Here is a 22530-nt window from a genome sequence, read left to right as displayed (position 1 = left end):
CAAAGGCCCGCTTTAGCAGGCGTTAAACATAAATACGTTCTTCGTCAAAAATTCGTTTAGCGGTTGCTCAATCGCTAAATGCTTACCAACGCTGCTTGAGCAGGTTTGGCTGGATCCCGGCAATCTGCACGATGTTGCGCAGATCTTTTTTCGAGATACCCGCTTCGAACTCTCCACGGAAATATTTGATGGCGCTTTGTAATGGCTCAACCGCACCTGGTGCGTGTGCACAGAAGGTTTTGCCCGGTCCTAAGAAACGGCAAAGTTGTTCAAGAGTTTCGATATCCCCTTCTTGACCTTCGCCTTTTTCCAGTGCCTGTAGAATTTTTACGCTCCACGGCAGACCATCACGACACGGTGTACACCAACCACAGGATTCACGCGCAAAGAAGGTTTCTAAGTTACGCACTAAAGAAACCATGTTGATTTCGTTATCGACTGCCATCGCTAGCGCTGTACCTAAACGGCTGCCTGCTTTTGCAATGTTTTCGAAATCCATCGGTAAATCGAGGTGATCGTTGGTCAGGAAGTCAGTTCCTGCGCCACCCGGTTGCCATGCTTTGAGTTTTAATCCATCACGCATACCGCCCGCATAGTCTTCTAAGACTTCACGTGCCGTTGTACCAAATGGCAGTTCCCACAGACCCGGATTTTTCACGCGTCCAGAGAAACCCATCAGCTTAGTGCCCGCGTCTTTACTCTTGCCCGCGCTTAAATCGATATACCACTGGTCACCGTGCTCTAGAATTGCAGGCACGTTACAGATAGTTTCGACGTTATTCACGCAGGTCGGTTTACCCCATGCACCTGAACTTGCAGGGAATGGTGGTTTAGAGCGTGGGTTTGCACGACGACCTTCAAGGGAGTTAATCAGTGCAGTTTCTTCACCGCAGATATAACGACCTGCACCGGTATGCACAAATAGCTCAAAATCAAAGCCCGAACCGAGAATGTTTTTACCTAAGAGACCCGCTGCTTTGGCTTCTTCGATGGCGCGACGTAAATGTTTCGCCGCTTCAACATATTCACCACGTAAGAAGATATAACCACGGTAGGCTTTTAATGCATAAGCGCCGATGATCATCCCTTCCACTAATAAGTGAGGTAGTTGTTCCATCAATAAACGGTCTTTATAAGTGCCCGGCTCCATTTCATCCGCGTTACATAAGAAATAACGCAGTTTCATGTTTTCGTCTTTTGGCATTAAACTCCATTTCAGACCCGTCGAGAACCCTGCACCACCACGACCTTTCAGTCCGGCGTCTTTGACAAGGTTAACCACTTCATCAGGAGCCATGCCTTTGAGGGCACGTTCGACACCTTTGTATCCGTTTTTGCTACGATACTCATCTAACCAGACTGGCTGCGCGTCATCGCGTAGGCGCCATGTTAATGGATGAGTTTCCGCAGTACGGATCACAGGGTTTGCGGAGAAGTTTGTCATGGATACTGCTCCAGTAGCTTTTGAATATTTTCAGGCTGCACATGACTGTGGGTATCGTCATCGATCATCATCGTTGGACCCTTGTCACAGTTACCTAAGCAACAGGTTGGCAGCAGCGTAAAGCGACCATCAGCGGTGGTTTGACCTGGGCGAATACTCAGCTGTTTAATAATTTCAGCTTCTAAGCCTTGGTAGCCCGTAATATGGCAAACAACGCTATCGCAATAACGAATAATGTGGCGACCCACTGGTTGACGGAAAATTTGGCTATAGAATGTTGCCACGCCTTCTACGTCACTCGCAGGAATACCCAAAACTTCAGCGATAGCGTGAATAGCGCCATCTTCGACCCAGCCACGATTTTTTTGCACAATTTTCAGCGCTTCAATTGACGCCGCACGTGCATCTTCGTAGTGGTGTTTTTCCCCTTCAATTTCCGCACGCTCATGTTCGGTTAAAACAAAACCGTGATTAACTTGCGGTTCGAAGGTATTCACCACGTCAGACTGGCTGTTACAGCCGCATTGGCCAGTGCCACATTGACCTTGTTTATCTTGTTCATTATGCATGGTTAGCGATCCACATCCGACATTACAAAATCGATACTACCCAGATAGACAATTAAGTCAGAAACCAAGCTACCTCTGATTGTCGCCGGAATTTGCTGCAAGTGCGCATAACTCGGGGTACGAATACGTGTACGATAGCTCATGGTGCTGCCGTCACTGGTTAGGTAGTAGCTGTTGATCCCTTTGGTTGCTTCAACCATCTGGAATGATTCGTTAGCTGGCATTACCGGGCCCCAAGACACTTGTAAGAAGTGGTTGATTAGGGTTTCGATATGCTGCAATGTGCGCTCTTTCGGCGGCGGCGTTGTCAGTGGATGGTCAGCTTTAAATGGACCTTCAGGCATATTCTTCAGGCACTGCTCAAGAATACGGATACTTTGACGCATCTCTTCCACTTTGATCATTACGCGGTCATAGCAGTCACCGTTATGGGCGATTGGAATGTCGAATTCAAAGTTTTCATAACCTGAATAAGGACGTGCTTTACGTACATCAAAATCCACACCCGTTGCACGTAAGCCTGCACCCGTCACACCCCACGCTAATGCCTCTTCCTTGGTGTAAGATGCCACACCAATAGAACGGCCTTTCAAAATGGAGTTTTTAAGCGCTGAAGTCACATAGGATTCTAGGCGTTTCGGTAACCAGTCTAATAATTCACGCAGTAATTTATCCCAGCCACGCGGTAAATCGTGAGCAACCCCACCGATGCGGAACCATGCTGGGTGCATACGGAAACCGGTGATCGCTTCAATCACGTTGTACACTTTCTGTCTATCAGTGAACGCAAAGAACACTGGCGTCATCGCACCAACGTCTTGAATATAGGTACTGATATACAGTAGGTGACTGTTGATACGGAACAGTTCAGACATCATGACACGGATAGTTTTTACGCGATCCGGTACTTCGATACCTGCCAGTTTTTCAACCGCAAGAATATATGGCATTTCATTCACACAACCGCCGAGGTATTCGATACGGTCGGTATAAGGAATGTAGCTATGCCATGACTGACGCTCACCCATTTTTTCTGCACCACGGTGGTGGTAGCCGATATCGGGAACGCAGTTAACAATCTCTTCACCATCCAATTGCAGCACGATACGGAATGCACCGTGAGAAGATGGGTGGTTTGGCCCCAAGTTCAGGAACATGAAATCTTCGTTTTCATTTCCGCGATCTAAGCCCCACTCTTCTGGTTTGAAAGTCAATGCTTCCATTTCCAGATCTTGCTTTTGCTTAGTCAAAACAAAGGGATCGAATTCCGTGGCGCGCGCAGGGTAATCTTTGCGCAGCGGGTGACCTTCCCAGCTTGGAGACATCAGCAGGCGACGTAAATTTGGGTGACCATGGAAGGTGATCCCGAACATGTCCCACACTTCACGCTCATACCAGTTGGCATTGGGGAATAAAGAAACCACCGATGGCACGTTTAAGTCTTTCTCATTAAGAGCCACTTTCAACATGATGTCGCGGTTTCGGTCAATGGAAATGATGTGGTAGAACACACTAAAGTCTGCGTCAGGCAGACCTTGGCGATGAATACGCTGGCGTTCATCGACTCCGTGTAAGTCGAACAACATCACATAAGGTTTAGGTAGTTTCTTTAAGAAATCTACAATTTCCAGTAATTGTTCACGGCGTACCCAAACCACTGGCATGCCAGTGCGGGTTGCTTGAACTGAAAAGGCATCCGGGCCAAATTGGTTGCGCAGTTCCAGAAGCACAGGATCATTAATGTGATCTTGTGTCTGCCATTCTGGCTGATTATGACTCGCTTGCGCTATCTGATCTGTCATCATTCTTCACCATAACGCTTGATCAGGTTTATTATTTCGCAACAACATTGCTCTGTTACGCTGTATGGCTAAAAGCCTTAAATTTCGTCAGGGGTACGCAGGTTGGTTACTGCGATACGTTCACCGTGTTTTCTTTCTCTTTCTGACTGCATATTCGCACGATAAACACCCTGATCACCGACAACCCATGAAAGTGGGCGACGTTCTTTGCCGATGGATTCTTGTAACAGAAGGAGAGCCTGCATATAGGCTTCAGGGCGTGGTGGGCAGCCTGGAATGTACACATCCACGGGAATAAATTTGTCGACGCCTTGAACAACAGAGTAGATGTCATACATCCCACCTGAGTTCGCACATGACCCCATGGAGATAACCCATTTTGGTTCAAGCATTTGGTCATAAAGGCGCTGGATGACGGGAGCCATTTTGGTAAAACAAGTTCCCGCAACAACCATAAAGTCGGCTTGACGAGGAGAAGCACGCAGTACTTCCGCACCAAAGCGGGCTACGTCATGAACAGCCGTGAACGACGTCACCATTTCTACATAGCAACATGAAAGACCGAAGTTGTATGGCCACAGAGAGTTTTTACGTCCCCAGTTCACCACATCATGAAGTGCATGGGATAATTTCCCCATATACACACTGTTTTCAACTTGCTGCTCAAGGGGATCAGTAACGATTTCTTGAGTTTGCAGTGGGTAACGGTCGTTCTCACCGTTCGGATCTATGCGGGTGAGCGTATAATCCATTGTATAATGCCTCGCTTTTTACTGCGGATGACGATTGCTGATTTTAATAACTTCACTAGGACCTTTAACTGCGCGACGTGAACGGATTGGAGTCCAATCGAGTGCACCAACGCGGATCAGATAAAATAATCCCGCCAACAATACCAAGATAAAAATAGCGGCTTCGATGAAACCGACCCATCCCGCTTCGCGGATGGCGACAGACCATGCAAATAAGAACATAGCCTCCACATCGAAGATCACGAAAAACATCGCGACCAAGTAGAACTTGGCTGACATACGAAGACGAGCACTACCGACAGAGTCAATACCTGACTCGTAGGGAACGTGTTTTGTTCTGGCTTTGGCGCGGCTACCCAAGAAATGACCTGCGGTCAACATGAAAGCGCAAAGACCAATAGCGCCGAGAAGGAATATAGCAAAGCCCCAGTTATGGGCTAACTCTAGGATTGATGTAGACATACTCGTTGCTTACTCATTACTTATGGTACTTAACTGCTCTTTTTTATAACACGGCAGTATTGCACCACAATTGCCCAGTTAATCGAGAAGAAAGACCAAAATTGACCTCAAAACTAAAAGATCCCCCCAAACTAAAATCAGCCTGACGACTGCCGTTTGGTTTGCCCCTCTCTCACTACATTTTATTTTGCTCAAATGAGACAAAATAACCGTATTTATTACAAATAATTCACACGTGAAAAACATCTGCGAAACAAAAATAACTCATTAACTGCTAAAACGTGTCAGTGTTACTATACACAAATAAACACGCAAAGTAGTCTAACTGATTATTCGCTTTTACTACACCATTATCTCAGGAAAAACCTGTCTTAACAGACGAAAAAATGTGCTTTTTATTTGATCTAACGCACAGATTTATTGAAAAAATACTCAATTTGTTTACATAACATCCGAATTTAATTTAAGAGGCAGTAACGAATTTTTATTCATCATCCCCACTAAGCCTATGACTACTCTCAGCTATTTTATCAATTCAGCAAATAAATATTGTTAACAGCGTAACAAATCGTTAACTAACTAATGAATTTCATGTTATGCCATATACATCACAATTATTTCATGCTCTTACGCGTAAATCCATACTTAATAAGTGGTTAATCCGTGTATTTTGTCACCTATTGAACAGAAACATTGTTCACTTTTTTATCACCTCGTTATTAAGTAAAATATCGTACTGCAAAAATCGCATTCCTCCCCTATTAACCACTTAATGAGTACGGTCAGTAAATTTCAGTTAAGAACATTTTGATAACAATTGGAATGCGTAAAATTGTGAAGACGGTTTTTAGGCGGGATATTCATAAAAATAAAACGGCTGAGTCAGGATTAACTGATTCAGCCGGATAATATCACTCTATGTATGTTTGACACTTATCATTGATAAAAACCCTATTTTATCGATAAGGACAAATTGCTCTTATTGGGCGCTGTTCTCAGTTTGGTCCGCAACGGCATAAGAGATTTTTTTGTTTTCAATGGCATTAAAGACAGTGAGCACAAAATCTTTTTGCTCATCCGCATTTTTATATAACCAGTACTGAATATCTGGCAGACGCGGTAAACCATCTGACTCACCTAAAACACGCAGATCTGCGTTTTGCATTTCCATTGGGCGAGCAGTCACTCCGACTTCTGCATTCACCGCAGCACGAACCGCTGGTAATGATGCAGCTTCATAAGCCACATGCCATGGTAAGCCTGCTTCATCTAATGCCTGAGTACATAACTTACGGTATGGATTCGTTTCATCCATTACCACCAATGGGATTGGCTCATTTGTACGTAGCTGAAAATCAGGTGCGCTGTGCCATAAAATCGGGACAGTTCTTAATGCTGTTTTTGGGTGCTGAGGAATACGGCTTGTCGTCAATGCTAAATCAATTTCATGATTATCTAACATTGACTCAATAAACTGAGCACGTTTAATTCTCACTTCTACCGCGATGCGTGGAAATACGGAGGCAATACGGTTTAGTAAGAAAGGTAATAAGATATCGACTGTATCGTCGGATGCCCCGATACGCAATTCACCATCTGCATCGTTATAGGTTAAAGATGCGGTGGCATCGTCATTCGCACGTAAAATCTGTCTCGCATAGCCGAGTAATTGCAAACCGTGGGCGGTTAATAGCTTATTACGCCCGTGGCGTGCAAATAATTCACGACCAACTAATTGCTCTAAACGTTGCATTTGCTGACTAACAGCGGACTGGGTTCGACATACTGCGGCAGCAGCAGCGGCAAAAGTGTTAAGATCAGCCACTGCGACAAATGTGCGTAGTAAATCGAGATCTAAGTTCATTATGGGACGATTGGAATTTATCATCGTACATTCTCTTTATATAATTTTATGATACCTGGTGTTTCTGCTCTCCTCCGTGAGAATCAGCGAGTCTTAAAAATAATCCAACTTTTTGCATTTCTAATCCGTAGATCTGCATTTATTGTATTCAATACTCTATATTGCTATATCTATTTGATAATTAACTTAAACAGCTCAATTATCCAATTAGCGTTTTAAATTTCTATCAATTAAAGCGGGGTTGATTAACATAAAACTCAATAAGCACGAAATAATTGAAGAAGACTAAATAGTAACATATTTAATGTAGTTGCAATTATTTTAATGTAAGCTCTTTATGTAACATATGATGTAAATTAACAATTTTATTAATTATCAATACACTAAACATTATAACCACGGTTTCACCAAGAATATTCTCATTAAAATAATCAATATTGCTAACAAAAAAAGCCAAAAACCCCCGAAAACACCCCGACCAATAGTTAAATTTATTTCTAATTTAATGATTTAAGATGCAAACTTACAGAGTGATACAATTTTTGTCACTTTGCCATTACACGACTTTTCCGCCATTTTTTTACGACTCATTCACTAACACACTCCAAAACTACGATAATTATCAGAATTAGATTCCAACTTAATGACCATAATTAGAGCCATCATCTAACTTATTCAATACTTTAAGATAGCACATATCTGTTTTATGTCTAAACCAACCTTTTGCACCAAAAATTATCTAGCATCTTCAAAAGCTTCCGAGGGAGGAGTACAGTAGATAGTAACGCCGGAAGTCCCCTATGATTGCGAGCCCGTTAGGGTAATGAGAGAACCATGAATACGATAATGAAATCCAATAAGCTCGATAATGTTTGCTATGACATTCGTGGGCCAGTTTTAAAAGAAGCGAAACGCTTAGAAGAAGAAGGCAATAAAGTCCTAAAACTGAACATTGGTAACCCGGCACCGTTTGGCTTTGAAGCACCTGATGAGATCCTCGTTGATGTCCTGCGCAATCTGCCAAGCTCGCAAGGTTACTGTGATTCCAAGGGCTTATATTCTGCGCGTAAGGCAATTGTTCAACACTACCAAGCCCGTGATATCCACGATATGACCGTTGAAGATGTCTATATTGGTAACGGTGTATCGGAATTAATCGTTCAAGCCATGCAAGCGCTATTAAACAATGGCGATGAAATGCTGGTTCCAGCCCCTGACTATCCACTCTGGACAGCCGCTGTTTCGCTATCAGGCGGTAATGCTGTTCACTATATGTGTGATGAACAACAAGGTTGGATGCCGGATATTGACGATATCCGCAAGAAAATCAGCCCACGTACCCGCGGGATTGTCATCATCAACCCAAATAACCCAACAGGGGCGGTGTACAGCAAAGAGCTATTAATGGAAATCGTCGAGATTGCTCGTCAACATAGTTTGATTATCTTCGCCGACGAAATTTACGATAAAATTCTGTATGACGATGCGCAGCACCACTCTATCGCTGCACTGGCACCTGACTTACTGACTGTCACGTTTAACGGGTTATCAAAAACTTATCGCGTCGCAGGTTTCCGCCAAGGCTGGATGGTATTAAATGGCCCGAAAAAACAAGCCAAAAGCTATATTGAAGGGTTAGAAATGCTGGCATCTATGCGCTTATGTGCTAACGTGCCAATGCAACACGCTATCCAAACAGCATTAGGCGGTTACCAAAGTATCAGCGAATTTATCCAACCAGGTGGTCGTTTATACGAGCAGCGTAACCGTGCATGGGAACTGATTAACCAAATTCCTGGTGTCTCTTGTGTTAAGCCACAAGGCGCCCTGTATATGTTCCCGAAAATTGATATTAAACGTTTTAATATCCACGATGACCAAAAAATGATCCTTGACCTGTTACTACAAGAAAAAGTGTTATTAGTTCAGGGAACCGCATTTAACTGGCCACACCCAGACCATTTCCGTATTGTCACCCTCCCTTATGCAGATGACTTAGAAATGGCAATCAATAAATTTGGTCGTTTCTTAGAAAACTATCGTCAATAAATTTTCGTTTTATCAAAATAAAATAGCCCAAATAAGGGCTATTTTTTTATCTTAATAAAAACAAGTTTCTTTATGAAGCTCTAAATTCAATAGTCTTTATTAGATTAATTAAATAATAGAAATAAAGTAAACAGCTGCTAAGAAAAATAGCACTAATATAATTGGGAAATATTTCATTTCATCCTCGATCAGTTTAATTATATACCTCTCGATTATAGTGACTAAAAATATCAAATCAATTTATTATTGGATGATAACTTGTTTACTCTTTTACGTCTTATTTAGATAATTGAGTATGGATACTCTCAATTTAACTTTTTTATTTCATTCTTTTTTGATCATTTCATTGCATGATTATGAATCGAATATTAATTATAGCCAAACTTGATTCATACTGTCAGAACAACGATCTCCACTGTCTAGAACTGTGTAAATTCGTTTAGACTCGCCATTGACTCCAATAATTACATGCCCCTCCGTCGGACTTTCCGTTTCATCAATAGAACAATCATACATAGGTTCTGAGCGATAACGTGTATTTTCTTGAGTCACAATGTCTAAAATCCAGTAATCTCGCGGCTTTCCAATACCCCGTTGATAAATAAACTCCATCGCATTTTTAATAATCGCCCCTTGGGGTACATCCTTTAGTTCAACAGTGGATGTTCGTAATGATAAGTGTGTAAGTTTCATCAATTTTAAGGGCTCTCCCCAAAAGTTCTCTAATGTAACCGTACCTTTTGCTGATAACGCGATTTCCATATAATCTCCTCGATGCTATTGGATTGATGGTTGGATAATTAATGGGAATTTTAATGCATTTCTTCCTATACTTAATTCATTTAAAACATCAGCTTTCATTAAGTTATATTCACTTATTCATAATAGAAGCGCTTAATATTAAATATAAATTTACTTGTATCTGATGTATGATTTTCACATATGATTATTTCAATCAAGGAGGAATTATGAGTTACTTTTTTGCCCATCTTGCTAGAATGAAACTCATTCATCGCTGGCCCCTAATGCGTAATGTGCGGACTGAAAATGTTTCAGAGCACAGCCTACAAGTCGCGATGGTGGCACATGCGCTCGCAATCATTAAAAACCGTAAATTTGATGGTAATGTTAACGCCGAAAAAATTGCACTATTCGCCATGTACCATGATGCAAGTGAAGTCATCACCGGTGACTTACCAACGCCAATTAAGTATCATAATCAGCAAATTGCCCATGAATACAAAAAAATAGAAAAATTCGCGCAGCAAAAATTACTGGATATGTTACCTGAAGAGCTGCAAGAGGATTTTAAATGCTTGCTAGTAGAAGAGCTGCAGTCTGAAGAAGAACATTTTATTGTAAAACAAGCAGATACTTTATGTGCCTATTTAAAATGTTTAGAAGAGCTATCTGCAGGCAATAGCGAATTTAAGCTCGCCAAAAGGCGCCTGGAAAAAATGCTCGCTGAGCGCAATAGCCCTGAAATGGAATATTTTATGAAAACGTTTGTCCCGAGTTTTACGCTTTCATTAGATGAAATCAGTCACTAAGGAAATATAAGGAATGGCGAATGTCATTCCTACTTTTAACATCCTGTTCAGCTTGATGTACACTTCCACTTACTTATCTACAATATCGTTTATTTAGATGTTCGTGATTTTTATCATAAAACATAATGAGTCATTCATGCTTTATTTTCAATTGAAACAGGATAATGGACGTATAAATTTTCAGATTCGCCATTGATGCCAAGAATCACTTTTCCTTCATCGGCTCTTGTCATCGAGCAATAAAATTTGCTCTTTGTATGATAGCGTTTTCCATCTTCTGTTGTTATATCTACATACCAGTGATTATAAGAATCCTCGGTATCTAGCTCGTAACTGAACCACATAATATTATCTATCTTTATTTTATCGGGTATATCATGATAAATAGTTCCGCCATTTTATTTCATCCTGAATTAAAGTTATTTATTATAAAACCTCAATCAATTCTGTCTTGCATCCTGATGATGATGAAAATGCGATATATAATGTTTTCGCCGCACCATTCACACCAATAATCGCATCTAAAGAATCATAGAAGACATAAGAACAACGAAATCTGTCTTTCGTTCTAAAAACTCGCCCACTTTTAGTATGCATGGTCATATACCAATAGTCATACCGATCCAGCTGTCCCAGAGCCGTTCGTATGAAAAACACTTTTTTTAGCTCTGTTCGATCCGCAATATTTGCTAATTCAACTGTTGTTAACATATGTCTCGTGTCATCAATTATACCTGAAACATAATGTTCTAATCGAACAGAAACTAATTCTTCACCCCAATAGTTTTCGAAAGTACAAAAACCATCATTTCCATAAACTACCACTTTCTCTTTTGTTATTTCAGTATTCATTATTACCTCACCATAATTATCTGTTAATTTTAAGGATTGTTCCGGAAATAAAAATAACAAGATTCAACGGATAGGCGGTAATGGATTAAATATTACGAATTGATCTTTATCATCATGGGCAGTAAGTTTTATTGAGTTTAATAGCGCCTTAATAAAGTAGGCGCTATTGATTTAATTAGAATGGGAACAAGATAGGGATCACTGCCACACTGATAAACATGACGATAATCGTAAAAGGGACGCCAATCTTCAGAAAATCAGCAAATTTATAACCACCGGGACCCAATACTAATGTATTCACAGGGGAAGATACTGGCGTCATAAATGCAGCGGATGCCGCGATACCAATCACCATCGCAAAAGGTAATGGAGAGACTTCCATTTGGCGCGCGGCAGCAATGGCAATCGGTGCCATTAATACTGCAGTGGCCGTATTGGAAATAAACAAGCCTATCGTCGCGCATAGAATAAACAAGCAGACTAGCATGACATGAGGTCCCAATCCGCCAGCGATCTTCATCAGTGCGTCTACCGCGAGGGCTATCCCCCCGGTTTCCTGTAAAGCGATAGCGAATGGCATCATCCCAACAATCAAAATAATGCTCGGCCAATGAATTGACTTATACGCACTTTCCATATCAATACAGCGAAATTTCCCCATTAATAGACAGGCAATTAATGCTGCAATAAAGTTAGGAATTTCATTGGTGACCATCATCGCCACCATGAGTGCAAGGCAAAATAACGCATGAGGGGCTTGTGAGGAGGCTGGTGCAACGGCCTCAACCTCAGCGGCTAAGTTCAATACGATAAAATTACGTGGTTTGGTCGATAGAATACGGATCAGCTTCCAGTCCCCAATGACCAGCAAAATATCCCCTAAGCGCAGAGGTTCATCCACCAGCTTTCCATCAAGGGCCTTTCCATCACGGCGGATCCCTACGATGTTTAAACCATATCGGGTACGAAATTTAATCTCTCGTAACGTTTTACCCAATAATTCTGAGTCTGGGTTCATGGAAACTTCCGCCATCCCTACATCCCTTGATTGCTCGGAAAAATAATCCCCGCGCAAGATCATCGGTTCAAGAAGTTGCTCACTGCAAAATTGGCGCAGTTCATCGTCAGTCACTGAAATATCAATCAGCAAAACATCGCGCTCGCGTAACTCAGTTCCCCCCGTTGCACTCACCATCACACGGCGAAACTTACGCCAGCGCTCAATCCCCACCACGTTTGCGCCATAACGGGAACGTAAATGAAGCTCATCAAGCGTGTGTCCTATCAGTGAAGAGCCTTTACGAATAGCTAATCGGCGAGCGCGTCCTGCTAATTTATAATCGCGGATCAGGTCACGGAAACTGCGTTGATATTTAACAGGTTGTTTATCCGGCTCATTACTCCCTAACCAGCGACGAGTTAGCCACATATAGCCAATACCCGCGATTAAAATAAGCAGCCCTATCGGGGTAATTGAGAAAAATTGAAAGCTGGGTAATCCTTCGCGAACTAATTCACTGTTCACCACCATGTTGGGCGGTGTTGCGACTAATGTCATCATACCGCTGATTAAGCCAGCAAAGCCCAGCGGCATCATTAATCGACTTGGTGAGGTTTTCATCCGTGCCGCTACACTGAGCACCACCGGAATAAAGATAGCGACCACGCCAGTGGAGCTCATAAATGCACCGAGCCCCGCCACCGTCATCATTAAAAAGACCAGCATTTTACTTTCGCTGCTGCCTGCGACTCGGACGAGCCACTCCCCCATTTGGTAGGCAATTCCGGTACGAACCAGACCATCACCGATGACAAATAGAGCGGCAATCAACAAAACGTTAGGATCCGCAAAACCCGCCGTTGCCTGTTGTAAGGTCAGTGTGTCACTTAATACAAACGCCACAATCACTAATAAGGCAACCACATCCATGCGGACTTTATTGGTAGTAAATAGAACAACCGCTATCAATAGTAGGGTTAGCACCCACAGCAATTCTCCGTTCAAAGTATCCCCTTTCGACGAAAAAAAACAGGCTAAAGATTTTAGTTAGTTAAGCATGTTTTTCAGAGGATTTCTTTGATTAGATCGTAATTAGGCGTTTTTCGATACGAAAAGCTCAAAATAGCCGTTATTGTCAGGGCCTGTCACGGAAATTTGTTCTAATGTACTAATAATTGCAGAGATTTCATCTCGTCTTGGCATACCTTCAGGATCATGAACCGCAATCACTTGGCAACCCGCACTTAATGCTGAATGGATCCCTGCTGGTGCATCTTCAAAAGCAATGCACTCTTCAGGAGGCAGCTCGAGGCTTTTCGCCCCTAATTGGAACGGTTCTGGATCAGGTTTGCCTTTAGAGACTTTTTCAAACGTGACCCAGTGCTTCGGCTCAGGTAAACCCGCCGCTGCTCGGCGTCCGTGAGCAATTGGCACTGTGCCCGATGTTACAATCGCCCAAGGGGCACCTAATTTATTCAGTAAAGATAACAGCGCTATTGCACCTGGCAGTGCAACAACGCCGTCCATATCTTCGCTTTCCATTTTCTCTAACCAACGAAAATGGCTTTGCAGCTCTTCTTCGCTTGCATTGGGTAGGAAATGACGCAATGTGGTCATTGCTGGTTTTCCATGGATATAGTCGATAATCGCTTGATGATCTTCACCAATTCTATCGCCGAATAAACACCAACAGCGCTCAACGACAGCCAGTGAATCCGCCAATGTTCCATCGAGATCGAATAAAAAACCTTTTGCTTTTAACTTCACATCAAACCCTTTTTTAGAAAATCAGCTACCTAATACAAGACGTCAATGCGTCCACCTAAAAAGATAGGTTAAGCATTGAGAATTTGAGAAACCTCAACCGCTGAAAGGTGATATTGGCGAGGACAAGCTTGCCAAATTTTCAGCATTCTTAAATATTTATCCCACATTGGTGTTTGTGAGTTAAAGCCATGAGTTCCGCTATCGAAATGGGTGTAGCGCCCTTCTGTATTGACCATAAAGCGCACATAACTCAGATAACGCGCTTCCGTTGCGGCATCAAAGCCCAAAAACTGCACACGACGACCATCCACACCATGTTTGTCTTCCATGTTGCCATAAGAAACTTGCAGCGCATGGTACATTTCCATCACTTCAATAACCGTACGGCACGTTTGCTCGCTGAGTTCACCAAAATCCCTATCCAGCTCGCGCATTTGTAAACCAAATCCACGCTCAATGATAGTTTGTAGACGGCGGTAACGCTCTGCGTTATCCGGGTCTAACATGGTCATCATTTTATATTGATTGGATAAAATTAAGCGTTCAGCATTGGTCATTTCCATCACAGCTCTCCGTTGATAATTTTCTGCAATCTTCGCATTCAATGTTGATAATGCACAGATTAAATATCACTTTTATTGATCTAAACAGTTGTTTTGCGTTAATTACTGTTAAGTAACGGTTTGTTATCAAATCGAATGCTAAATAAGGTTCGATGAACCGTTTAGATATCTTCCATAAAGGTATGATCTAACTGATTGAACGCTTTTTTCAAAAGTTCGGCTAACGCCATATAGTCAGGCTGCTGCTCAACGGGTGCCATCGCAATTCCCGCTTCGGTAAATTTATCGCGAATTTCATAGAACCAGCTTAATAACCCTGCCGGTAATGGTGTGACAGCACGCTTACCTAACCACCATAACCCTTGCATTGGCAAGCTGCAGGCAAATAATGCCGTCGCGACAGCTGGACCTAACTGCCCGCCTAGTGCAATTTGCCAAGCCAGCGTAAATATCGCAATGGGCGGCATAAAGCGGATCCCAAACCGAATCGCTTTATTGATACGTAGTTCAGGAAACAGTGGCGTTAGCTTTTTTTCCATAGGAAAAACCTTCAGATAGTGATTACCTAATCTGAAGCGTTTAAAAAAACCTGGAGGGGTACTTTGCATTGTGCTCATCAATTAATTTCCTACTACTTATTCATTTTTTACTGCCATTGATTTTCAGTGACTATCAATTTCAATCGGTCATCACAAAAACAATATCAATCTATGGCTAGCTTACGTCAAATTCAGCGTGAACGCACACTCAGTTTTTAAGTTAATTTTCACAAATTTAGCTTTAATTAAGCTAACTTAAATGAAACCCGCTATTCTCTTGAATACGTAACTCACCGCTATAACTACACTTTATATGGCATTTATGATTTTAATCAACCAAACGCCCTATTTTTAAAAAAAACGTATAAAATATAAAATAGTTTTAGTAGAATCGACCGTAATTAGAATTACTGCCGAACTATGTTACTTAATAGTTCTCTTTAATAAGTCAACAACAGTGATATATTGGGGTTCTGCACGTTATTTCAACACGATACTGTGACTTATTTTTCACAGTTATTTAACAGCATCACGTAACGTTTGCGCGAGAAAACCCTGTAAAATCATCGACCCATGTGCTTTTTTGCACATATCATGATATCAATCATGAATTGGTCGGATATAAATGCGCTAGGCTCTAGCGAATAACATTTTTCAACTAAGTCTGTGTGTCCTCATAACGGGCTTCACAACATCAACTAAGATAGGTATTTCCATGTCAAGTAAGCTGGTACTGGTTTTAAACTGCGGTAGCTCCTCACTGAAATTTGCAATCATCGATCCGACTAATGGAGATGAATTTCTATCAGGTTTAGCTGAATGTTTTAATTTACCTGAAGCTCGTATTAAATGGAAAATGGACGGTGAAAAACATGAAGCACCTTTAGGTGCAGGCGCTGCGCACAGCGAAGCACTGAACTTCATCGTAAACACAATCCTGGCTGCTAAGCCTGAATTGTCCGCACAGATTTCCTCTATCGGTCACCGTATTGTTCATGGTGGCGAGAAATTCACTTCTTCTGTTCTTATTGATGACGAAGTCATCGCAGGTATTAAAGCGGCAATCCCATTCGCGCCATTACATAACCCTGCTCACCTTATCGGTATTGAAGAAGCGAGAAAATCATTCCCTCATCTGATCACCAAAAACGTAGCGGTATTCGATACAGCATTCCATCAGACAATGCCTGAAGAAGCTTACCTGTATGCACTGCCATACGAGTTATATTCCGAGCACAGCATCCGTCGTTATGGTGCGCACGGTACTAGCCATTTCTATGTTTCTCGTGAAGCGGCGAAAAAACTGAACAAGCCAGTTGATGAACTGAACGTTATCACTTGCCATTTAGGTAATGGTGGTTCAGTATCTGCTATCGTTAACGGTAAATGTGTTGATACATCAATGGGTTTAACTCCATTAGAAGGCTTAGTCATGGGGACTCGTAGCGGTGATATCGACCCTGCGATTATTTTCCACTTACATGATTCATTAGGCATGAGCGTTGACCAAATCAACAAAATGCTGACTAAAGAATCTGGCTTACTGGGCTTAACTGGCGTGACTAGCGACTGCCGTTATGTTGAAGATAACTACGGCACTAAAGCGGATGCAACCCGTGCAATGGATGTGTTCTGCCACCGTTTAGCAAAATATGTTGGTGCGTACAGCGCGCTGATGGAAGGTCGTCTTGATGCAATTATCTTCACTGGCGGTATCGGTGAAAACTCTGCACAAGTGCGAGAAATTACGCTGAAGAAACTGGCAATCCTTGGTTTCGAATATGACCACGAGCGCAACTTAGCTGCACGTTTCGGTAAAGAAGGTGTTATCACCACCGACAACAGCCGTCCGGCACTGGTTATCCCAACCAATGAAGAGTTGGTGATCGCCCAAGATGCTGCACGCTTAACAGCATAAAGACTTTCTTGCCGCCAGCCTTATGCTGGCGGTACTGCTTTAGAGTAACCAAAAAACGAGGTTCCTGTGTCCCGTACAATTATGCTAATTCCTACTGGCACCAGCGTTGGTTTAACCAGCGTTAGTCTGGGTGTCGTCCGCTCAATGGAACAAAAAGGTGTCCAGCTGAGTGTGTTTAAACCTATCGCACAACCACGCGTTTCCGGTAATAAAGACCAAACTACTGAAGTTTTACGTTCACACTCCAGCATCACAACCATTGTTGAACCACTAACAATGGAATATGTGGAATCTCTGCTGACTTCATCAAAGAAAGATATTTTGATGGAAGAGATCGTGGCGCGCTACCACGACCACACTAAAGATGCGGAAGTGATCCTAATCGAAGGTTTAGTCCCAACTCGCAAGCACTCTTTTGCACAATCACTGAACTACGAAATCGCCAAAACTTTAGGCGCTGAAATTGTCTTTGTTACTGCGCCGGGCAATAGCTCAATCCAGCAAATGCAAGAGCGTTTAGAGCTGGTTCGTAACGAATTTGGTGGCCAACGTAATGAAAGCATCATTGGGGTTATCGTTAACAAAGTTAACGCACCCGTTGATGAGCAAGGTCGTACTCGCCCTGACTTGTCTGAAATCTTTGATGATTCCACCAAAGCGACTGTGGCCAATATCGATGCCAAAGCGCTGGAGTGTTTAAATCTGCCAGTATTAGCGTCAATTCCTTGGAACTTTGACCTGATTGCCACTCGTGCAATCGACATGGCAAAACACTTAAATGCAAAAGTCGTCAACGAAGGTGAAATCAACACTCGTCGCGTTAAGTCCGTCACTTTCTGCGCACGTAGCATTCCACACATGCTGGAACACTTCCGCCCAGGTTCATTGTTAGTGACTTCAGCTGACCGCCCTGACGTGCTGGTTTCAGCCTCTTTGGCGGCAATGAATGGCGTAGAAATCGGGGCTATCTTACTAACTGGTGGCTATGATATCGATGCACCTATTCGCAAACTTTGTGAACAAGCATTCGAAACGGGCTTACCTGTGTTTATGGTGAACAGCAACACATGGCAAACTTCGCTGAATCTGCAAAGTTTCAGCCTTGAAGTTCCGGCTGATGACCATGAGCGTATTGAAAAAATTCAAAACTATGTGGCTCGCCACATTAGCAGTAACTGGATTGAATCTCTGGTTGCAGACTCTGAGCGTCCAAACCGCCTGTCTCCTCCTGCATTCCGTTACCAGTTAACTGAACTGGCTCGTAAAGCAGGCAAACGCATCGTGCTACCTGAAGGTGATGAGCCACGTACCGTTAAAGCAGCATCCATTTGTGCTGAACGTGGTATCGCGACCTGCGTACTGTTAGGTAATCCTGATGATATCCGCCGCGTTGCGGCATCTCAAGGTATCGAATTAGGCGCTGGCATCGAAATCGTTGACCCAATTAAAGTTCGCGAAGAATATGTTGCTCGTTTAGTCGAACTACGTAAAAGCAAAGGCATGACCGAAGTCGTTGCTCGTGAACAACTGGAAGATAATGTTGTTCTGGGCACATTGATGCTGGAAAAAGGCGAAGTAGATGGTCTAGTCTCTGGTGCAGTTCATACCACTGCAAACACCATTCGCCCACCATTACAGTTAATTAAAACTGCGCCAGGTAGCTCATTAGTTTCTTCTGTATTCTTTATGCTGCTGCCAGAGCAAGTGTTTGTTTATGGTGACTGTGCGATTAACCCAGATCCAACAGCAGAGCAACTGTCTGAAATCGCAATTCAATCTGCGGATTCAGCAAAAGCGTTTGGTATCGAACCTCGCGTTGCAATGATCTCTTACTCTACGGGTAATTCCGGTGCGGGTAGTGATGTTGAGAAAGTACGTGAAGCAACACGTTTAGCGCAAGAAAAACGCCCTGACCTGATGATCGACGGCCCATTACAGTACGATGCTGCGGTAATGGCTGATGTGGCAAAATCTAAAGCGCCAAACTCGCCAGTTGCGGGTAAAGCAACTGTATTTATCTTCCCAGACTTGAACACCGGTAATACCACCTATAAAGCAGTACAACGTTCTGCTGACTTAGTCTCTATCGGTCCAATGCTGCAAGGTATGCGTAAACCTGTTAACGACTTATCCCGTGGCGCACTGGTAGACGATATTGTTTACACTGTTGCACTGACTGCGATTCAAGCGGTACAAAACGAAAACGCATAATCTTAGTTATTAAGCTTTGAGTTAAAAGGTCAATCCAGAAATGGGTTGACCTTTGTTTTTTCATCGTTATATGAAAATGATATTCCCCTCATTTCATATCATTAACCTCTATATTTTCACAAAAATATTGAGAATGATTATGATTATCCCCCAAAGAGTCAGTATTAAGTTTGAACAAAAAAAATTAACAGATTATTTTAAAGATACCGTTAAAAATGAGTTTTCCCGTAATATAATCGGTATTAAAAATATTCAAGAAGCCGAAAAAGGTGTCTGTTATGGATTAACACATGCTTTCTTATTTTATGCCCATGCAAATGATGAAAAAAAATATATAAAAAATCTGGCGATAGCATTGAAAAAAACACATAACTCCAAGGAGAATATTCGCCATTATCACACTTTTTTAAATGATGCTTTTTGTCAAATTATTTATAGACAGAAAATAATTGATTATGTTTTGAAGATTGACCATGCCATAAAAAAATTTGATTTTTCAAATGATAACCGAGAGTTAAAACAAAGAAATATGCTTAACTCAATCAATGCGGTATTTTTTAAAAACAGTGCATTATTACTGGATAATATAGGGGAAAATGATGTCATTAATTTTAAAAAATTATTACATCAGTTATATTTTTATACCTATTCCACATCAGCAAGTGCCAGGGAGAATATATTAAAAATGAAAAGTCAATTTGAACTTAATTTAATGAAATCAACTGCTCGAGAAATTAAGAAAAAATGTTCTAACTTTGCAATGACTGATTTATCAATCAACAGCATTAAACCATTTTTTGAATTAGTTAAAAACCACCAGAAAAAAATCATTAAGCATCAAATAACACAAAGAAATAGCCAATATAATATAAAATATGACACCTATACGACTATTGATAATAACGTAAATTTAAATTCACAAAATTATATAACCTTTGAGCAATTCAAGCAGCGCATTAATAATCGACTACAGCAACAGAAGGATACCATTTGTGATTTTCTGACTAAACATCATGCTATGGGGATCACGATTAAACATATCAACGATAAAATCATATTCAAGTTCTTTGAGCCTAATAAAGGTCTTTATATAACAGAAAATAAGAAAAAGTTTTTTAATCTCATTGAAAAAACAATATCTCAGCAAGAGTGCTTTGTTAATGCTCTAGATGAGAAAATCATCGAGGTTAATACCTCCTACGCCGATAAACTTCATCAATATCCGCTATCCAATAAAATCAAAGAACCTAAATTTTATAAATCATAAAAGTACAAAAGGACTACCAAGGTAGTCCTTATTTCAATACTCGCATTTACTCTGGGTTTGAACAGCTAATCGCTTTATCCGCTTCATTATTACGCGTTAACCATAATGACAGTGCTTTAAGCGAATCTGGCGTAAATTCATCACAACGAGCGGTAATTTCCTTGGGAGTCAACCAAGTTACTTCCACGACTTCACTTTCTTGCAAAGCAAAAGGACCGTGACTCACACAACTAAATAATCCACCCCACACGCGGCAAATTTCATTTTCATAATAGAAAGTACCATGTTCTGCAAACGGAACACCTGCAATCCCCAATTCCTCTTCAGCTTCACGCTTAGCTGATTCAAGGATCTGTTCATCTTGCATCACGACACCACCCGCCGTCGCATCCAAAAGCCCTGGGTAGAAATCTTTAATGTCCGTTCTCCGTTGCACCAGAATTTTACCCATTCCATCGTGCACCACGATGTAGGTCGCACGGTGGCGTAAGTTTTCTGCACGCATTTGGCTACGAGTTGCTTGCGCTATTACATTATTATCTTCGTCAACGATATCTACCCATTCGACGAATTCGGTCTGTTGTTCCATCCTGAAAACCTTATTTAGCTTGTCCACCAAAATACTTTGATACAAGGTATTCTTTTCGCATATATGTTGCAAGAGATCCTACCCAAATTTGACCTTGCTTTCCATCACAAAAATCAATGCATCTCTTTAAGATACAGTACAAAATTCTTTTTTGTGAAGCGTTAACTGAAACCCAACAATTCCCATTTGCAAATGCTATAGTTATCTTTATAGGGTGGTAAAAATTGGATTATTTAGAGTGTGATAGCGCTCTAAATATGGGGGGATAAAAAATGAGAATTCTAATAACAGGCGGAACAGGGTTAATTGGCACCCAACTGGTTCAAACGTTAGTGATGCATTCACATCAGGTCACCGTATTAAGCCGTTCACCGCAAAAAGTATATAGTTTATTTTGTAAAGCCGTTGAGTGCTGGACAACCCTTCAAGATAAAACCGACCTCGATGGCTTTGATGTGGTCATCAACCTTGCCGGTGAACCTATCGCAGAAAAACGCTGGACAGCAGCACAAAAACAGATCCTCTGTGACAGTCGCTGGAAAATTACGCAACAATTAACGAACTTAATCAAAGCCAGTCAAAACCCGCCAAGCGTATTCCTGTCAGGCTCTGCTGTAGGCTACTATGGCGACCAAGGTCAATCCGTCGTGACGGAAGAGGATCAACCCCATGATGAATTCACCCATCAACTAGCTGCTCGCTGGGAAGCTATTGCCCAAGAGGCGCAATCGGATAAAACCCGAGTGTGTTTATTACGTACTGGATTAATTTTATCCCCTAACGGCGGTTTGCTCGCCAAAATTCTGCCTATTTTTAAAATGGGTGCTGGCGGGCCGATTGGTCATGGAAAACAATATATGCCGTGGATCCATATTAACGATATGGTGAAAGCGATTTTGTTTTTAATGGAAACACCGAATTTATCAGGTCCGTTTAATATGACGTCGCCTTATCCTGTCCATAATGACCAATTTGCTGCCATAATGGGAGATGTACTCAATCGCCCTTCCTTTATCCGCACCCCTGCATTTGCAGTCAGAGGTGTACTTGGGGAATCCGCAACATTATTGCTTGCTGGGCAGCAGGCCATTCCAAAACGCTTAGAAGAGGCTGGCTTTGAATTTGAATTTATTGAACTGAGAATTGCTTTGGAAGATTTATTGGTTTCCAGTGGAAGCTAACTCATTTTTACGCGTCTAACACCATAATATCCCTGCCATCTCGTGATATATAATGAGATGGTTTCTACCGTGTTTTTCTTTACAACTATCCTGTTTAAATCATTCCTGTTTAAATCATTTTCATTCACACTTATTATGCATACATTCAAAT

The 22530-nt window shown here is 41.8% G+C and carries 19 protein-coding genes; 6 read left to right on the top strand and 13 right to left on the bottom strand.

The features are described 5' to 3' along the window. Window positions 1-82 precede the first annotated feature (82 nt). The 6 genes from nuoF to PR799_RS16300 form a co-directional block, all read right to left on the bottom strand. Window positions 83-1444, bottom strand: a complete 1362-nt coding sequence (gene nuoF, locus PR799_RS16325; protein ID WP_036952742.1) for an NADH-quinone oxidoreductase subunit NuoF — start codon at window positions 1442-1444, stop codon at window positions 83-85. Continuing rightward, on the bottom strand, window positions 1441-2013 hold the full coding sequence (gene nuoE / locus PR799_RS16320; protein WP_230086728.1) for an NADH-quinone oxidoreductase subunit NuoE: 573 nt from the start codon (window positions 2011-2013) through the stop codon (window positions 1441-1443). Before nuoE ends, nuoF begins: the two co-directional genes overlap by 4 nt. Window positions 2014-2015: 2 nt before the next feature. Further along, window positions 2016-3818 (bottom strand): NADH-quinone oxidoreductase subunit C/D, encoded by a 1803-nt coding sequence (nuoC, locus tag PR799_RS16315; RefSeq protein ID WP_272522790.1) that lies wholly within the window; start codon window positions 3816-3818, stop codon window positions 2016-2018. Window positions 3819-3892: 74 nt separating this feature from the next. Further along, a complete protein-coding gene (locus PR799_RS16310) occupies window positions 3893-4567 on the bottom strand; it encodes a NuoB/complex I 20 kDa subunit family protein (protein ID WP_004912254.1) in 675 nt (224 codons plus the stop codon). Between the two features lie 18 nt (window positions 4568-4585). Next, on the bottom strand, window positions 4586-5029 hold the full coding sequence (locus PR799_RS16305; RefSeq protein ID WP_036952734.1) for an NADH-quinone oxidoreductase subunit A: 444 nt from the start codon (window positions 5027-5029) through the stop codon (window positions 4586-4588). 979 nt (window positions 5030-6008) lie between these two features. Further along, a complete protein-coding gene (locus tag PR799_RS16300; protein WP_154602877.1) occupies window positions 6009-6917 on the bottom strand; it encodes a LysR family transcriptional regulator in 909 nt (302 codons plus the stop codon). Between the two features lie 810 nt (window positions 6918-7727). Here PR799_RS16300 and PR799_RS16295 point away from each other — a divergent pair. Next, on the top strand, window positions 7728-8942 hold the full coding sequence (locus PR799_RS16295; RefSeq protein ID WP_154602878.1) for a pyridoxal phosphate-dependent aminotransferase: 1215 nt from the start codon (window positions 7728-7730) through the stop codon (window positions 8940-8942). A gap of 372 nt (window positions 8943-9314) precedes the next feature. Here the strand turns inward: PR799_RS16295 and PR799_RS16290 are convergent, their stop codons facing one another. Next, a complete protein-coding gene (locus PR799_RS16290) occupies window positions 9315-9704 on the bottom strand; it encodes a hypothetical protein (protein ID WP_154628138.1) in 390 nt (129 codons plus the stop codon). A gap of 206 nt (window positions 9705-9910) precedes the next feature. Between PR799_RS16290 and yfbR the strand changes: the two genes are divergently transcribed. Then, entirely contained in the window at window positions 9911-10492 is a 582-nt protein-coding gene (gene yfbR / locus PR799_RS16285) for a 5'-deoxynucleotidase (RefSeq protein WP_272522789.1), read from the top strand. Between the two features lie 426 nt (window positions 10493-10918). Here yfbR and PR799_RS16280 read toward each other — a convergent pair whose 3' ends face one another. From PR799_RS16280 to yfbV, 5 genes are all read right to left on the bottom strand, one after another. Next, on the bottom strand, window positions 10919-11344 hold the full coding sequence (locus PR799_RS16280; protein ID WP_272522788.1) for a hypothetical protein: 426 nt from the start codon (window positions 11342-11344) through the stop codon (window positions 10919-10921). 175 nt (window positions 11345-11519) lie between these two features. Beyond that, window positions 11520-13349 (bottom strand): SLC13 family permease, encoded by a 1830-nt coding sequence (locus PR799_RS16275; protein WP_272522787.1) that lies wholly within the window; start codon window positions 13347-13349, stop codon window positions 11520-11522. A gap of 87 nt (window positions 13350-13436) precedes the next feature. Beyond that, window positions 13437-14111, bottom strand: coding sequence for a sugar phosphatase (locus PR799_RS16270; RefSeq protein ID WP_272522786.1), 675 nt, complete (start codon window positions 14109-14111; stop codon window positions 13437-13439). Between the two features lie 68 nt (window positions 14112-14179). Continuing rightward, window positions 14180-14674, bottom strand: coding sequence for a YfbU family protein (locus PR799_RS16265; protein ID WP_036952716.1), 495 nt, complete (start codon window positions 14672-14674; stop codon window positions 14180-14182). A 161-nt stretch (window positions 14675-14835) separates the two neighbouring features. Next, window positions 14836-15291 (bottom strand): terminus macrodomain insulation protein YfbV, encoded by a 456-nt coding sequence (gene yfbV, locus PR799_RS16260; protein ID WP_036952713.1) that lies wholly within the window; start codon window positions 15289-15291, stop codon window positions 14836-14838. A gap of 637 nt (window positions 15292-15928) precedes the next feature. Here yfbV and ackA point away from each other — a divergent pair. The 3 genes from ackA (at window position 15929) to PR799_RS16245 (ending at window position 20609) form a co-directional block, all read left to right on the top strand. Further along, window positions 15929-17131 carry an acetate kinase gene (gene ackA / locus PR799_RS16255; protein ID WP_272522785.1) on the top strand — a complete coding sequence of 401 codons (1203 nt, stop codon included), beginning with the start codon at window positions 15929-15931 and terminating at the stop codon, window positions 17129-17131. 81 nt (window positions 17132-17212) lie between these two features. Continuing rightward, entirely contained in the window at window positions 17213-19342 is a 2130-nt protein-coding gene (gene pta, locus PR799_RS16250) for a phosphate acetyltransferase (RefSeq protein ID WP_154600249.1), read from the top strand. A gap of 139 nt (window positions 19343-19481) precedes the next feature. Then, window positions 19482-20609: a hypothetical protein gene (locus PR799_RS16245; protein ID WP_272522784.1), complete on the top strand. Its 1128-nt coding sequence runs from the start codon at window positions 19482-19484 to the stop codon at window positions 20607-20609. A 46-nt stretch (window positions 20610-20655) separates the two neighbouring features. Here the strand turns inward: PR799_RS16245 and yfcD are convergent, their stop codons facing one another. Then, entirely contained in the window at window positions 20656-21198 is a 543-nt protein-coding gene (yfcD, locus tag PR799_RS16240; protein ID WP_154602882.1) for an NUDIX hydrolase YfcD, read from the bottom strand. A gap of 272 nt (window positions 21199-21470) precedes the next feature. On the opposite strand from yfcD, the gene PR799_RS16235 reads away from it, so the two are divergent. Beyond that, entirely contained in the window at window positions 21471-22379 is a 909-nt protein-coding gene (locus PR799_RS16235; protein ID WP_272522783.1) for a TIGR01777 family oxidoreductase, read from the top strand. The last annotated feature ends 151 nt before the right edge of the window (window positions 22380-22530 follow it).

This window comes from Providencia sp. PROV202 (genome assembly GCF_028479565.1).
Classification (GTDB): domain Bacteria; phylum Pseudomonadota; class Gammaproteobacteria; order Enterobacterales; family Enterobacteriaceae; genus Providencia; species Providencia zhijiangensis.
This window is presented reverse-complemented; position numbering and strand designations above follow the sequence as displayed.

Coding starts and splice junctions, on each gene's coding strand:
- pta (WP_154600249.1), top strand. CDS start 17,213: ATGCTAATTCCTACTGGCACCAGCGTTGGTTTAACCAGCGTTAGTCTG.
- PR799_RS16235 (WP_272522783.1), top strand. CDS start 21,471: ATGAGAATTCTAATAACAGGCGGAACAGGGTTAATTGGCACCCAACTG.
- yfbR (WP_272522789.1), top strand. CDS start 9,911: ATGAGTTACTTTTTTGCCCATCTTGCTAGAATGAAACTCATTCATCGC.
- ackA (WP_272522785.1), top strand. CDS start 15,929: ATGTCAAGTAAGCTGGTACTGGTTTTAAACTGCGGTAGCTCCTCACTG.
- nuoC (WP_272522790.1), bottom strand. CDS start 3,818: ATGATGACAGATCAGATAGCGCAAGCGAGTCATAATCAGCCAGAATGG.
- nuoF (WP_036952742.1), bottom strand. CDS start 1,444: ATGACAAACTTCTCCGCAAACCCTGTGATCCGTACTGCGGAAACTCAT.
- PR799_RS16305 (WP_036952734.1), bottom strand. CDS start 5,029: ATGTCTACATCAATCCTAGAGTTAGCCCATAACTGGGGCTTTGCTATA.
- PR799_RS16295 (WP_154602878.1), top strand. CDS start 7,728: ATGAATACGATAATGAAATCCAATAAGCTCGATAATGTTTGCTATGAC.
- yfcD (WP_154602882.1), bottom strand. CDS start 21,198: ATGGAACAACAGACCGAATTCGTCGAATGGGTAGATATCGTTGACGAA.
- yfbV (WP_036952713.1), bottom strand. CDS start 15,291: ATGAGCACAATGCAAAGTACCCCTCCAGGTTTTTTTAAACGCTTCAGA.
- nuoE (WP_230086728.1), bottom strand. CDS start 2,013: ATGCATAATGAACAAGATAAACAAGGTCAATGTGGCACTGGCCAATGC.
- PR799_RS16265 (WP_036952716.1), bottom strand. CDS start 14,674: ATGGAAATGACCAATGCTGAACGCTTAATTTTATCCAATCAATATAAA.
- PR799_RS16300 (WP_154602877.1), bottom strand. CDS start 6,917: ATGATAAATTCCAATCGTCCCATAATGAACTTAGATCTCGATTTACTA.
- PR799_RS16290 (WP_154628138.1), bottom strand. CDS start 9,704: ATGGAAATCGCGTTATCAGCAAAAGGTACGGTTACATTAGAGAACTTT.
- PR799_RS16280 (WP_272522788.1), bottom strand. CDS start 11,344: ATGAATACTGAAATAACAAAAGAGAAAGTGGTAGTTTATGGAAATGAT.
- PR799_RS16245 (WP_272522784.1), top strand. CDS start 19,482: ATGATTATCCCCCAAAGAGTCAGTATTAAGTTTGAACAAAAAAAATTA.
- PR799_RS16310 (WP_004912254.1), bottom strand. CDS start 4,567: ATGGATTATACGCTCACCCGCATAGATCCGAACGGTGAGAACGACCGT.